This window comes from Collinsella sp. AM24-1, from assembly GCF_003470325.1.
Lineage (GTDB): Bacteria > Actinomycetota > Coriobacteriia > Coriobacteriales > Coriobacteriaceae > Collinsella.
Map to the genome: position 1 here is coordinate 14,834 of NZ_QRHM01000010.1, position 13,057 is coordinate 27,890.

21 protein-coding genes are annotated in these 13,057 nt (G+C 59.5%); all 21 read left to right on the forward strand.

The genetic code is table 11. The features are described 5' to 3' along the window. Positions 1-10: 10 nt before the first annotated feature. The 21 genes from yqeB (at position 11) to truA (ending at position 12,955) form a co-directional block, all read left to right on the forward strand. Positions 11-805, forward strand: a complete 795-nt coding sequence (gene yqeB, locus DW661_RS05325) for a selenium-dependent molybdenum cofactor biosynthesis protein YqeB (RefSeq protein WP_118934902.1) — start codon at positions 11-13, stop codon at positions 803-805. Between the two features lie 9 nt (positions 806-814). After that, positions 815-1,858, forward strand: coding sequence for an XdhC family protein (locus DW661_RS05330; RefSeq protein ID WP_117583041.1), 1,044 nt, complete (start codon positions 815-817; stop codon positions 1,856-1,858). Positions 1,859-2,183: 325 nt separating this feature from the next. Next, positions 2,184-2,741 (forward strand): 50S ribosomal protein L5, encoded by a 558-nt coding sequence (rplE, locus tag DW661_RS05335; RefSeq protein WP_006235260.1) that lies wholly within the window; start codon positions 2,184-2,186, stop codon positions 2,739-2,741. Positions 2,742-2,821: 80 nt separating this feature from the next. Beyond that, entirely contained in the window at positions 2,822-3,007 is a 186-nt protein-coding gene (locus tag DW661_RS05340; RefSeq protein ID WP_022094280.1) for a type Z 30S ribosomal protein S14, read from the forward strand. A 119-nt stretch (positions 3,008-3,126) separates the two neighbouring features. Next, positions 3,127-3,525, forward strand: coding sequence for a 30S ribosomal protein S8 (rpsH, locus tag DW661_RS05345; RefSeq protein ID WP_006235262.1), 399 nt, complete (start codon positions 3,127-3,129; stop codon positions 3,523-3,525). Between the two features lie 33 nt (positions 3,526-3,558). Beyond that, entirely contained in the window at positions 3,559-4,095 is a 537-nt protein-coding gene (gene rplF / locus DW661_RS05350; RefSeq protein ID WP_117564182.1) for a 50S ribosomal protein L6, read from the forward strand. Positions 4,096-4,170: 75 nt separating this feature from the next. After that, on the forward strand, positions 4,171-4,539 hold the full coding sequence (gene rplR, locus DW661_RS05355) for a 50S ribosomal protein L18 (RefSeq protein WP_006235264.1): 369 nt from the start codon (positions 4,171-4,173) through the stop codon (positions 4,537-4,539). A gap of 14 nt (positions 4,540-4,553) precedes the next feature. Continuing rightward, complete coding sequence (gene rpsE, locus DW661_RS05360) at positions 4,554-5,078, forward strand: 30S ribosomal protein S5 (protein ID WP_055252236.1); 525 nt, start codon at positions 4,554-4,556, stop codon at positions 5,076-5,078. A 2-nt stretch (positions 5,079-5,080) separates the two neighbouring features. After that, complete coding sequence (rpmD, locus tag DW661_RS05365; protein WP_006235266.1) at positions 5,081-5,263, forward strand: 50S ribosomal protein L30; 183 nt, start codon at positions 5,081-5,083, stop codon at positions 5,261-5,263. A gap of 3 nt (positions 5,264-5,266) precedes the next feature. Then, on the forward strand, positions 5,267-5,716 hold the full coding sequence (rplO, locus tag DW661_RS05370; RefSeq protein WP_006235267.1) for a 50S ribosomal protein L15: 450 nt from the start codon (positions 5,267-5,269) through the stop codon (positions 5,714-5,716). Beyond that, a complete protein-coding gene (gene secY / locus DW661_RS05375) occupies positions 5,710-6,996 on the forward strand; it encodes a preprotein translocase subunit SecY (RefSeq protein WP_118934904.1) in 1,287 nt (428 codons plus the stop codon). The genes rplO and secY overlap by 7 nt, the downstream gene beginning before the upstream one ends. An 18-nt stretch (positions 6,997-7,014) precedes the next feature. After that, a complete protein-coding gene (locus tag DW661_RS05380) occupies positions 7,015-7,641 on the forward strand; it encodes an adenylate kinase (RefSeq protein WP_055252238.1) in 627 nt (208 codons plus the stop codon). Then, on the forward strand, positions 7,638-8,426 hold the full coding sequence (gene map / locus DW661_RS05385; RefSeq protein ID WP_006235270.1) for a type I methionyl aminopeptidase: 789 nt from the start codon (positions 7,638-7,640) through the stop codon (positions 8,424-8,426). Before DW661_RS05380 ends, map begins: the two co-directional genes overlap by 4 nt. A 234-nt stretch (positions 8,427-8,660) precedes the next feature. Next, complete coding sequence (gene infA, locus DW661_RS05390; RefSeq protein ID WP_035137443.1) at positions 8,661-8,879, forward strand: translation initiation factor IF-1; 219 nt, start codon at positions 8,661-8,663, stop codon at positions 8,877-8,879. Positions 8,880-9,029: 150 nt separating this feature from the next. Next, positions 9,030-9,143, forward strand: a complete 114-nt coding sequence (gene rpmJ / locus DW661_RS05395; RefSeq protein ID WP_006363204.1) for a 50S ribosomal protein L36 — start codon at positions 9,030-9,032, stop codon at positions 9,141-9,143. Positions 9,144-9,157: 14 nt separating this feature from the next. Continuing rightward, on the forward strand, positions 9,158-9,532 hold the full coding sequence (gene rpsM, locus DW661_RS05400; RefSeq protein WP_022094275.1) for a 30S ribosomal protein S13: 375 nt from the start codon (positions 9,158-9,160) through the stop codon (positions 9,530-9,532). A gap of 14 nt (positions 9,533-9,546) precedes the next feature. After that, positions 9,547-9,951 (forward strand): 30S ribosomal protein S11, encoded by a 405-nt coding sequence (gene rpsK, locus DW661_RS05405; RefSeq protein WP_006235274.1) that lies wholly within the window; start codon positions 9,547-9,549, stop codon positions 9,949-9,951. Between the two features lie 19 nt (positions 9,952-9,970). Then, a complete protein-coding gene (gene rpsD / locus DW661_RS05410) occupies positions 9,971-10,567 on the forward strand; it encodes a 30S ribosomal protein S4 (RefSeq protein WP_006235275.1) in 597 nt (198 codons plus the stop codon). Positions 10,568-10,599: 32 nt separating this feature from the next. Next, positions 10,600-11,541, forward strand: coding sequence for a DNA-directed RNA polymerase subunit alpha (locus DW661_RS05415; protein ID WP_006235276.1), 942 nt, complete (start codon positions 10,600-10,602; stop codon positions 11,539-11,541). Positions 11,542-11,571: 30 nt separating this feature from the next. Beyond that, positions 11,572-12,039 carry a 50S ribosomal protein L17 gene (gene rplQ / locus DW661_RS05420; RefSeq protein WP_006235277.1) on the forward strand — a complete coding sequence of 156 codons (468 nt, stop codon included), beginning with the start codon at positions 11,572-11,574 and terminating at the stop codon, positions 12,037-12,039. Between the two features lie 91 nt (positions 12,040-12,130). After that, positions 12,131-12,955 (forward strand): tRNA pseudouridine(38-40) synthase TruA, encoded by an 825-nt coding sequence (gene truA, locus DW661_RS05425; RefSeq protein WP_118934906.1) that lies wholly within the window; start codon positions 12,131-12,133, stop codon positions 12,953-12,955. The last annotated feature ends 102 nt before the right edge of the window (positions 12,956-13,057 follow it).

The following is a 13,057-nucleotide window of genomic DNA, read 5'->3' on the forward strand; positions in this document are numbered from 1 at the left end:
TGCCCCGGGAATGCTCGTTTATGTTCGCGGCGCCGGCGATATCGCCACGGGTGTCGCTGCCCGTTTGGTGCGCGCCGGCGTGTCGGTTGTCATGGCCGATATCGCGGTTCCCACGTGCATCCGCCGCACAATCAGTTTTTGCGAGGCCATTCGCCTGGGCGAGGTCCAGGTCGAGGGCATTCGCGCTCGCTTGGCACAGACGCCGGCTGAGGCGCTTGCGATTGCCGAGGCTGGAGACGTCGCCGTTGTGGTAGACCCCCAGGCCAAGATGATCGGCGAGCTGAAACCCGCGGCTGTGGTCGACGCGATTTTGGCTAAGCGCAACTTGGGCACCACGCGCGACATGGCGCCCGCCGTCATCGCCGTGGGGCCGGGCTTTACCGCGCCGGTTGACTGCGACGCCGTGGTCGAGACCATGCGCGGGCATTTTCTCGGCCGTGTCATTACCCAAGGTTCGCCCCAGCCTAACACGGGCGTGCCGGGCATTATCGCCGGCTATGGCAAGGAACGTGTTATCCACAGCCCCGCTGCCGGTGTGTTTAGGTCCGACCATGCGATCGGCGATATCGTGAGCGCCGGAGACGTGATTGGCTACGCGGGCGATACGCCCATGTGCACGCAGATCGATGGCTGCTTGCGCGGCCTTTTGGCCGACGGCGTTCAGGTGACCGAGGGCTTTAAATGTGCCGACGTCGACCCGCGCGGCGATGCCAGCTATATCAACTATATTTCGGACAAGGCGACGTCGGTCGGCGGCGGCGTGCTCGAGGCGCTCGCCATGCTCACCGGTGTATTCCAGGGATAGGAAATTGCAATGGAAAAGCTCGATGTGGTGAATGCTGCGCTTGGCGCTCTGAAGGCCGGTAAGACGTGCGAGCTGGTGGTAGTTGCCGGCACGGCAGGGTCATCGCCGCGCGGCGTGGGCGCCTGGATGGCCGTCTTTGCCGATGGCAGCCAAGCAGGTACCATCGGCGGCGGCAAGATCGAGCTCTTTGCGCTGAACGAGGCGCGCGAGCTGCTGGCCGCAGGGCAATCGCGTCTGGTCCGCTACACCATGGGCGGCGAGAACTCCGATACCGGCATGATCTGCGGCGGAGCCATCTGCCTGTGCTATCTGCACCTGGATGTATCGCAGGTGCTGTTGTTCCAGTCGGTTGCCGACGTCTTGGCGTATCGACGCATCGGCGACTTCGTCATCGACTTTGAACCGTTTATCGCAAACGCGCTCGAGGGCGATGTGGCCGAGTACCATGGCGGGGCATCGCGCCATACCATTGCGGGCTGCCCCGAGCTTTCGCTGGTGGAGGAGGGGAGTAAGGTCACCTACACCAACGCCGCCTCCGAGATTCCCCCGGCGCACATCGAGACGCTCTGCCCCGAGGGCCTGACCTACATCTTTGGCTGCGGACACGTGGGCGCTGCGACGGCGCGCGTACTCACGGCGGCGGGCTTTGCCGTTGTGGCGTGCGATGACCGCCCCGGCACGCTGACGCCCGAATGGGTGCCCGGTGTCTACGATCGTCGCCTGGTCGATTACAAGAACCTGAGCAAGCAGTGCCCCATCGGCCCGCGCGACTTGGTGGTCGTGGCCACAGCAGGCCACAAGTCCGATATCGACGTGGTGATTCAGGCCATGCGCGCTAAACCCGCCTATCTGGGCTGCTTGGGCTCGCGCCGCAAGACGGCCTTTGTGCGCGCCCGTTTGGAGCAGGAGGGCTTTACGCAGGACCAGATCGACGAGCTGCACCTGCCGATCGGCGTTGCCATCGAGGCCGAGGATCCCGAGGAGATTGCCATCTCCATCGCCGCCGAGATGATCCACCTGCGCCGCACCAAACTCGTCCCCCGCAAGCGCTAGTCGCATCCCCATCAATAAGTTGCGGTGGAATACGGACTGTTTAAGCCTGTTAGGCCGCCAAACGGTCCCTATTTCACCGCAACTGCTGTTTTCCTCCGTGCCCTAGGGATCAATTTGTGCGGGGGAGTTGTGGAGTTGTGCAGGCAGACGAGGTTTTTCTGGAAATACGCTCCCGATGCGCGTATAGTACCGATTGTTTTGTCGGCTCCTGCTGCGTCGAGTCCAAACCGCGAAATGCCATGAGCGGCGCGGATGCAGCCAGGAGGCACGAGGACAACCCATCGTGGCCACGCCCCGTGCTTAAAACCCCAAGAAGGAGTGAACAATGGCAGAAGAGAAGTATGTGCCGCGTCTGAAGACCAAGTACAACAACGAGGTCAAGCAGCAGCTTCAGGACAAGTTCCAGTACGAGAACGTCATGATGATCCCCAAGTTTGAGAAGATCGTCGTGAACATGGGTGTCGGCGAGGCCGCTACCGATTCCAAGGCCATCGACGGTGCCGTGCGCGACCTGCGCGCCATCACCGGCCAGCAGCCGATGATCACCCGTGCCCGCAAGTCCATCGCTACCTTCCGCCTGCGCGCTGGTATGCCGATCGGCTGCAAGGTTACCCTGCGTGGCGACCGTATGTGGGAGTTCTTCGATCGTCTGACCTCCGTCGCGATCCCCCGTATCCGCGACTTCCGCGGCATCTCCGCCAAGAGCTTCGACGGCCGTGGTAACTTCTCCATGGGCGTCACCGAGCAGCTCATCTTCCCCGAGATCGACTTCGACTCCGTCGATCACCAGCGTGGTATGGACATCACTTTCGTGACCACCGCCAACACCGATGAGGAGGCCAAGGCCCTTCTGGACGCCTTCGGTTTCCCGTTCAAGAAATAGGTTCACCTGCCCTATAAGCGCCGTTCCCACAAAGGGGGCGGCGCTTGGGGCGAACAATACTCTATGTGAGGAGGATATAAGTGGCTAAGACATCGATGATCGTCAAGTGCAATCGCAAGCAGAAGTTCTCTACTCGTGAGTACACGCGCTGCCAGCGCTGCGGCCGTCCGCACTCTGTGTACCGCAAGTTCGGCCTGTGCCGTGTCTGCTTCCGCGAGCTTGCACTCAAGGGCGAGCTTCCCGGCGTTAAGAAGGCCAGCTGGTAAGTCACTACCAGCGTTTCAAGCATCAGTTTGGAACAGGGAAAACGCGCTAAAAAGGCTTTGCCGTTAAGGGCGGCGAAGAACCAAGAGCACGTGTTCATCAAGAACGAAGGAGAATCTGTATGAACCTTACAGACCCGATCGCAGATATGCTTACGCGCATCCGTAACGCTAACTCTGTGAACAAGGCCACGGTCTCCATGCCGAGCAGCAAGAAGCTCGTCGAGATCGCTCGTGTTCTGCACGAGGAGGGCTACATCGAGGGCTACGATGTCGAGGACACCGTTCCCCAGAAGACTCTGCACATCACGCTTAAGTATGGTCCCAAGAAGGCTAAGGTCATCAACGGCATCCGCCGCATTTCCAAGCCGGGCCTGCGTAAGTACACCGGCGTTGCCGACATGCCCCGCGTCCGCGGTGGCCTTGGTACCGCCATTATTTCCACCAGCCATGGCGTCATGACCGACCGCGATGCTCGCAAGCACAACGTCGGCGGCGAGATCATCGCTTACGTCTGGTAATTCGCTCGGTAGGTAGAAGGAAAGGAGATCACCGTGTCTCGTATCGGTAATAAGCCTGTCCAGATTCCCGCCGGAGTCGAAGTGGCAGTCAACGGCAACAACGTTGTCGTCAAGGGCCCCAAGGGCCAGCTCGAGCTCGATGTCTTTGAGAAGCTCGCTATCAACATCGAGGACAACGTCCTCACCGTTTCCCGTCCCGACGACGAGCGTGAGACCCGTGCCCGCCACGGCCTCACCCGTGCCCTCATCCACAACATGGTTGTTGGCGTTTCCGAGGGCTTCGAGAAGAAGCTCGAGCTCGCCGGCGTCGGTTACCGCGTGCAGCAGAAGGGCAAGAACCTCGAGTTCTCCCTGGGCTTCTCGCACCCCGTGATCGTCGAGGCTCCCGAGGGCATCACCTTCGAGGTTCCCGACAACACCCACGTGAACGTCAAGGGTATCAACAAGCAGCAGGTCGGTCAGATCGCCGCTGAGATCCGCGGCCATCGTCCTCCCGAGCCTTACAAGGGCAAGGGTATCCACTACGTTGGCGAGCACATCCGCCGCAAGCTGGGTAAGGCCGCCAAGTAGTCGTAACCGACTCACTCGCATAAGACCAGCACCCCGTCAGGTGCTGGCAAGATCAACCTTTTTAGGAGTTTACGTATGAACAAGCATAAGGCGAAGCTGGAAGGCCTCAAGCGTCGTCAGCGTCGTGTTCGCGGCAAGGTCTCGGGTACCTCCGAGCGTCCGCGTCTTCGCGTGACCCGTACTAACGCCAACATCTATGCCCAGATCATCGACGACAGCAAGGGCTCCAGCCTGACGCTCGTCTCTGCCTCGACCCTCGAGGCCGAGTTCAAGGGCACCCACACCTCGAACAAGGAGGCTGCGGAGAAGGTCGGTCAGCTCGTTGGCAAGCGCGCCATCGAGGCCGGCATCACCAAGGTCGCCTTCGATCGCGGTGGCCGTATCTACCATGGCCGCGTCAAGGCCCTCGCCGACGGTGCTCGTGCCGCCGGTCTCGAGTTCTAGGAGGTATGTAGCACATGGCTCGTAATCAGAAGCAGCAGCGCGAGGCCTCCGAGTTCGAGGAGCGCGTCGTTTACATCAACCGCGTGTCGAAGACCGTCAAGGGTGGTCGTCGCATGAGCCTCGTCGCTCTCGTCGTCGTTGGCGACGGCAAGGGCAACGTCGGCGTTGGCATGGGCAAGTCCGCTGAGGTGCCCCTGGCCATCTCCAAGGCGTCTCTCGATGCCAAGAAGAACATGTTCCACGTGCCGGTGACCGAGCAGGGCACCATCCCGCACGAGGTTCTCGGCCACTTTGGTGCCGGCCGCATCATCATCAAGCCCGCTGTCGAGGGTACCGGCGTTATCGCCGGCGGCGCTGTGCGTCCCCTCTTCGAGCTTGCTGGCATCAAGAACGTCCTGTCCAAGTCCCTCGGTACCGACAACGGCCTCAACATCATCAAGGCTGCCGTCGAGGGCCTCAAGGAGCTCTCCAGCCCTGAGGACGTCGCGGCTCGCCGTGGCCTGACGGTCTCCGAGATGTTCGTCGGTAAGGAGAACTAAGCATGGCTGACACCATCAAGATCAAGCAGGTCCGCAGCACCAACGGTTGCAAGCAGGACCAGGTCCGTACTGTCCGTGCCCTCGGTCTCCACAGGATCCGCGAGGTTCGCGAGATTGCTGACAACGAGTCCGTCCGCGGCATGATCTTCAAGGTCAAGCACCTTGTCGAGATTGTAGAGGAGTAGCAAATGCAGCTTCACGATCTTACTCCCGCGCCCGGTTCCACCAAGAACCGCAAGCGCGTCGGCCGTGGCAATTCTTCGGGTCACGGCACCACTTCTGGCCGCGGCCAGAAGGGCCAGGGTTCCCGCTCTGGCGGCACCAAGGGTGCCGGCTTCGAGGGTGGCCAGACTCCGCTGGCTATGCGCCTGCCCAAGCTTCCGGGCTTCCGCAACCCCCGTCGTATCGAGTACACCGCTGTTAACGTTGAGCGTCTCGAGCGTAAGTTCGAGGATGGCGCTGTGATCGACGGTGCCGCTCTTAAGGCCGCTCGCATCACCAAGAGCGAGTTCGAGCCCGTCAAGGTGCTCGGCAATGGTGAGCTCACCAAGAAGTTCACGGTCAAGGTCGACAAGGTAAGCGCTTCTGCGCAGGCCAAGATCGAGGCCGCCGGCGGAAAGGTCGAGCTGCCGTGCTAAATGGTCTTAAGAATGCTTTCCGCATCAAAGAATTGCGCGAAAAGATTCTTTTTACCATAGCTATGCTCGTCGTGTACCGCATTGGTGCGCACGTTCCTGTGCCCGGCATTCCCTTCCAGGGGATGCTGGGCCTTTTCTCGACCGATAACAATTCGGTCGCCGCAGGTGCTATGGCCCTCCTGAATCTTTTCTCTGGCGGCGCGTTGAGCTATGTGTCGGTGTTTTCGCTGGGCATCATGCCTTACATCACCAGCTCAATCATCCTCCAGATGCTCCAGGCCGTTGTGCCTTCCCTGCATGAGCTTGCCCGCGAGGGCGAGGTCGGTCAGACCAAGATTACGCAGTATTCGCGTTACCTCACCCTGGCTCTGGCAATCCTCAACTCCGTGGGTTACCTCTTCCTCTTTAAGAGCTTCGGCATCAGCTTTCATGGCGCCGGCGCTCCCGAGATCATCTTCGACCTCATGATCGTCGGCACGCTCACTGCGGGCGCTATGCTGATCATGTGGATTGGTGAGCTCATCACCCAGCGCGGTATCGGCAATGGCATGTCCCTGATCATCTTTGCGAACATCATGGCCGGCCTGCCGCAGGCGATCTTCTCCAGCACCGAGGGTAATGCCGGTGGCATCATCACCATGGTGATCATCTGCGCCATCATCCTGCTGGTTATCCCGCTGATTGTTTTTCTTGAGCGCGGCCAGCGCCGCATCCCGGTCTCCTACGCTAAGCGCGTCGTGGGCCGTCGCATGATGGGTGGCCAGACCACCTACCTGCCCATCAAGGTCAATACCGCGGGTGTCGTGCCGATCATCTTCGCTTCGGCGCTGCTGTACTTCCCGGCTCAGATTGCCGTGTTCTTCCCCGGCATCGGCTGGATTCAGGCAGTTGCCTCTGCGCTTTCGACCGGTTGGCTCAACTGGGTGCTTAATGTTGTCCTCATCGTGTTCTTCGCGTACTTCTACACCTCCATGGTGTTCAACCCCGATGACACGGCCGACAACCTTAAGAAGCAGGGCGGCTTTATTCCGGGCGTCCGTCCGGGTAGGGCTACCGCGGCCTACATCAAGAACGCGCTCAACAAGATCACGCTTCCCAGCGCTGTCTTTTTGGCGCTCATCGCCATCGTGCCTTCGATCATCTTCTCCTTCACGGGTAACCATCTGATCCAGGCATTTGGCGGCACGTCCATCCTCATCATGGTCGGCGTCGTGCTCGACACGGTCGATAAGCTCGAAGGCCAGATCAAGATGTATGATTACGATGGATTCTTTAAATAGGCTAGAGGAGGATTGCTCATGAACCTCGTATTGCTCGGAGCTCCGGGTGCCGGTAAGGGCACCGTCGCACAGGAGCTCGTCGCCGAGTTTGGCGTCGCTCACATTTCCACGGGCGACCTGCTGCGTGCTGCCGTCAAGGGTGGCACCGAGCTTGGTATTCAGGCTAAGAAGTACATGGACGCTGGCGAGCTCGTTCCCGACCAGCTCGTGATCGACCTTGTCAAGGAGCGCCTTGCTGCCGATGACGCCCAGCAGGGCTTCATCCTCGACGGCTTCCCGCGCAACACCGCCCAGGCTGTGACGCTCGATTCCGAGCTCTCCGCCATGGGTCGCGAGATCGACTGCGCCCTTCTGGTCGACGTGGCCCCCGAGGTCATCATCGATCGTCTGTCTTCGCGTCGCACCTGCCGCGCCTGCGGTTACACCGGCACCGCTGCCGATGCTACCTGCCCCAAGTGCGCCGGCGAGATGTATCAGCGCGACGACGACAAGCCCGAGACCATCAAGAACCGTCTCGACGTCTACGAGAAGTCCACGAGCCCGCTCGTCGACTACTATCGTGGCCAGGGTCTGCTCAAGTCGGTCAACGGTGACCAGGCTCGCGAGACCGTGTACGGGGATGTCAAAGAGGCTCTTGGTCTATGATCAAGATTAAGTCTGCAACGCAAATCGAGCAGATGAAGAAGGCAGGAGCGCTATCTAAGATGGCGCTCCGCCACGTTGGAGCCATGGTGCGCCCTGGTGTTTCGACCTTTGAGCTCGATCAGCTCGCGGAGCAGATTATCCGTATGCATGGCGGCACCCCGGCCTTTAAGGGTTACGGCGGGTTCCCCGGTACCATTTGCGCATCGATTAACGATGCCGTGGTCCACGGTATTCCCAACCCCGACATGATCCTGCGCGATGGCGATATCATCTCCATCGATACGGGAGCCGTTGTCGACGGTTGGGTTGGCGATAACGCTTGGACGTTTTTTGTCGGCACACCCACGCCCGAGGCCAAGGCCCTGTGCGAGGTCACGCGCGATTGCCTTAAGGCTGCCATCGAGCAGGCTGTTCCCGGTAACCATATCGGGGATGTTGGTTACGCCGTTCAGTCCCTCGCCGAGTCTCACGGTTACGGCGTGCTTCGTGACTATGTGGGCCATGGCATTGGCCGCGTGATGCACGAGGACCCCAACGTTCCTAACTATGGAAAGAAGGGGAGGGGCGTTCGCCTCCAGGCCGGCATGGTCATTGCCATCGAGCCGATGGTTACGATGGGTTCCAACCATGTGAGCACGGGCTCCGACGGTTGGATTGTTACGACCAACGACCACCTGCCCGCCGCACACTACGAGAACACCGTCGCCATTACCAATGACGGTCCGGTGATTCTCACCACGGATGCCCAGGGTGCTTGGTGTTCCTTGCAAGGCGGTGAAATGTAAAAGTCGCCGCCCCCTGATGCCCAACCTCGCCTTTCAATTTCGAAGGCATGACCCCAAGGTCTATGCCTTCTCATTTCAAGGCGATCTTGGGCATCAGGGAACGGCTTTGTTTTACATTTCTCAAATGTAACAAGTTCCGCTTAGTTGTGGAGCCATTACGAAGATACTACGATACGTGCATGCGTATTGTAGAATACTCAATCGCTGTCGTTTTCTAGAGAAAGATGATTGCTTGTGAAGAAGGAAGACGCAATTGAGCTCGAGGGTACGGTAAAGGAACCGCTGCCCAACGCCATGTTTAAGGTCGAGCTCGAGAACGGTCATTCGGTTCTGTGCAACATTTCTGGCAAGATCCGAATGAATTACATCCGTATTCTCCCCGGTGACAGGGTTGTCGTGGAGCTTTCCCCGTACGACCTGACCCGCGGCCGCATCACCTATCGCTACAAATAGCGGCACGCATACACGCACTCCATTTCCGGCTGCAGGCTTAGCTCAACCTACGGTCGGATTGTGTGTGAAGACCAGCCATAGTTTTAAACGCCTGCGGCTGGGCGAGTAGATAGTAGGGAAGTAGTTTGAGCGCTACCGAAAGGAAGAACGATGAAGGTACGTCCTTCGGTCAAGAAGATGTGCGATAAGTGCAAAATCATTAGGCGCCATGGCAAGGTCCTCGTCATTTGCGAGAACCCCCGTCATAAGCAGCGTCAGGGTTAAGAGAGGAGACTACGTTGGCCCGTATTAATGGTGTCGACCTCCCGCGTGAGAAGCGCGTTGAGATCGGTCTGACCTACATTTACGGCATCGGCCGCACCACTGCGACGAAGATCTGCGTCGAGTGCAACGTTAACGTGGATACGCGCGTTAAGGACCTCACCGAGGATGAGGTTAACGCCATCCGCGATTATATCGATAAGAACCAGATCATGGTTGAGGGTGACCTCCGCCGTGAGCGCAACCAGAACGTCAAGCGCCTTATGGACATCGGCTGCAACCGCGGCCTTCGTCACCGCAAGGGCCTCCCGGTCCGCGGCCAGCGCACCCACACTAACGCTCGTACCCGCAAGGGCCCGAAGCGTCAGATCGGTGCTAAGAAGAAGAAATAAGGAGCGCTAGATAGATGGCTACTGCTAAGAAGAACGTTCGCGCTGCCCGTCTGAAGCGCGCGGACCGTAAGAACATTTCCGTGGGCCAGGCTCACATTCGTTCTACGTTCAACAACACGATCGTTTCGATCACCGATCCCCAGGGCAACGTCATTTCCTGGAAGTCGGCTGGCCAGGTGGGCTTCAAGGGCTCCCGTAAGTCCACGCCGTTCGCTGCCCAGATGGCTGCCGAGGCTGCTGCCAAGCAGGCCATGGAGCACGGTATGAAGAAGGTTTCCGTCTTCGTCAAGGGCCCCGGCTCCGGTCGTGAGACCGCCATCCGCTCCCTCCAGGCTGCTGGCCTCGAGGTCTCGAGCATCCAGGACAAGACCCCCATCCCGCACAACGGCTGCCGCCCCAAGAAGCGTCGCCGCGTGTAACTGAAAGGATCGTATCAATATGGCAATCGACAGGACTCCTGTTCTTAAGCGCTGCCGTCAGCTCGGGATCGATCCCGCTGAGCTCGGTTACAGCAGCAAGAAGGAATCTATCCGTCAGCCCAAGCGCCGTCGCAAGGAATCTGAGTACGGCATGCAGCTGCGCGAGAAGCAGAAGGTCAAGTTCATCTATGGCGTTCTGGAGAAGCAGTTCCACGGCTACTTCAACAAGGCCCGCAAGATGAACGGCGTCACCGGTGAGAACCTCATGATCATCCTTGAGTCTCGCCTCGACAACGTCGTCTTCCGTCTTGGCTTCGCCCGCACCCGCAAAGAGGCTCGTCAGTCCGTCCGTCACGGTCACTTCACCGTGAACGGCAAGCGCGTGGACATCCCGTCCTACCGCGTCAAGGCCGGCGACGTCGTCGCTGTCGGCGAGAAGTTCCGTGACCTCCTCCCCATCAAGGAGGCTCTGATTTCCTCCGAGCGCTTTGAGGTCCCTGGCTGGCTCGAGGTCGATATCGAGAAGCTGTCTGGTAACGTGCTCGCTCTGCCGACGCGTGAGCAGATCAGCGGTGATATCAACGAGCAGCTCATCGTCGAGCTCTACTCTAAGTAGTCCATCCGGGCTGCTGAGGCTGGAGGTAATACATGTCAGAATTCATTAGGCCTCAGGTTCAGGTCGAAGAGATCAACGAGACGTCTGCTCGTGTCTCCGTCGAGCCGCTCGAGCGTGGCTACGGCGATACGCTGGGTAACTCCCTTCGTCGCGTACTTCTGTCCTCGCTCGAGGGTGCCGCCGTCGAGGCTATTCAGATCGATGGTGCACAGCACGAGTTCATGACCATCCCTAACATGGTCGAGGATGTCACCGACATCGTCCTGAATGTCAAGGGTCTTGTCTTCAGGGCTCTCGGCACGACCGACGAGGCGACCGCCACCATCTCGGTTGACGGCCCCTGCGAGGTCACCGGTGCGGACTTCTTTATTCCGTCCGAGTTTGAGCTGGTCAACCCCGAGCAGCACATCGCTACGCTCACCGAGGGCGGCCATCTCACCATGAGCATGCGCATCGGCTATGGCCGCGGCTATGTCTCTGGCGAGGCTAACAAGCGCGACAACGATCCCATCGGTGTGATCCACGTCGACTCGCTGTACTCGCCGGTGTCCCGTTGCGCCAAGCTCGTTGAGGCTTGCCGTGTCGGTCAGCACACCGACTACGACCGCCTTGTCCTCGAGATCGAGACCAACGGCTCCATCGCTCCGCGCGACGCCGTGGTCCAGGCTGCCAATATCATCAACCAGCATATGGCTGCCTTTATGAACCTTGCCGAGACCCCCGAGGTCGAGGAGGAGGCTTCGATCTTCGCTCCCGAGGTCACCAACGACAACGCCGAGCTGGACAAGCAGATCGAGGATCTGGACCTTTCTGTCCGTTCCTACAACTGCCTTAAGCGCGCCAGCATTCACTCGGTCCGTCAGCTCGTTGAGTTCTCGGAGAACGATCTGCTCAACATCCGTAACTTCGGTGTTAAGTCGATCGAGGAAGTGAAGGACAAGCTTGAGTCCATGGGCCTGAGCCTGAAGGCTTAATGCTTCGCATATTTGAGGAGAAACTAGACCATGCGTCACAACGTTAAGAAGGGCCTGAAGCTCGGCACCGATGCGAGCCACACCAAGGCCATGAAGAAGAGCCTTGCTAAGGCCCTCTTCGAGAACGACCGCATCAAGACCACCGAGACCCGCGCTAAGGCGCTGCGTTCGGTCGTCGACCCGATCATCACTTGGGCCAAGAAAGGCGACCTGCACTCTCGTCGTCTGGCTATCGCCAAGCTCGGCGATAAGCAGCTCGTTGCCGAGATCTTCGACAAGGCTGCCCAGGGCATGTGGCAGGACCGCAACGGCGGTTACACCCGCATCATGAAGCTCGGCAACCGCAAGGGCGACAACGCTCCCATCGTTATCATGGAGCTCGTCACCGAGCCTTGCACGCCTAAGGCCAAGAAGGCTGCTCCGGCCCCCAAGAAGGCCGCTGCTCCCAAGAAGGTCGAGGCCGTCGAGGAGGCTCCTGCTGAGGAGACCGCTGAGTAGACTTTCCGTCTGCATAGGCTATATTCGAGGGGTACGTTCGCGTACCCCTCTTTTTTGTCGCGATACCGTTGCTTGTTTGTTGGGAGCGCCCATGACTGCGCCGTCTGATTTCAATTCGATTTCCGAGCTTGACGCCACACTCGTATTTCGTGTGGCCTATGATGGCTCGTCGTATAGCGGATTTGCCGAGCAGCCGGGACAGACGACGGTTGCTGGTGAGCTACGTCGAGCCATCGAGACGCTGCTTCGCCGCCCGATCGATCTGACGTGCGCGGGGCGTACCGATGCCGGCGTGCATGCCGTGGCTCAGTACATCAGCGTGCCCGTAACGGACGCTGAGCTCGCGTGTACGCGCCGTAGGTGGCTGCGGGCCATGGATGCCCTGCTGCCCAAAGATATCGCCATAAACGAGGTCTACAGGGCCCGTAAAGGCTTTTCTGCACGCTTTGACGCGCATTCCCGTACGTATACATACCGTATTGCCGATCGCGATGCGCGCCCCGTGCTGTCCCGCGGTGCCGTGTGGTGGCATCGCTATCCCTTGGATGTTGAGGCTATGTCTTCTGCCTGCCCCGCGCTGCTGGGCGAGCAGGACTTTAAAAGCTTTTGCAAGGTTGCCTCGGCCGTTGGCAAACCCACGCATCGCTGCGTGATGCGTGCCGAATTTGGCCATGAGGTTGCGTTTGGCGAGGACATCCTGACGTTTACCATCGAGGGCAATGCGTTTCTGCATTCGATGGTCCGTACGATCGTGGGCACGCTTGTCGAGATTGGCATGCATCGCCGTGAACCCGAGTGGATGCGCGAGGTTATCGATGCTTGCGACCGTACCGCTGCGGGCCCCACGGCTCCTGCCTGCGGCCTTGCGTTTATGGGCGTGGATTACGATCCCGCCGAGCTTGTCGTGCTCGACTAGGGGAGGGCTCGACGTGTCGTGCGTCGACACCTGTCATCTGTGGGCTGCGCGTGTGCAACATCTGTTCTTGGCGTGCAATGCAACCGGTGTCTCATTGCTTTT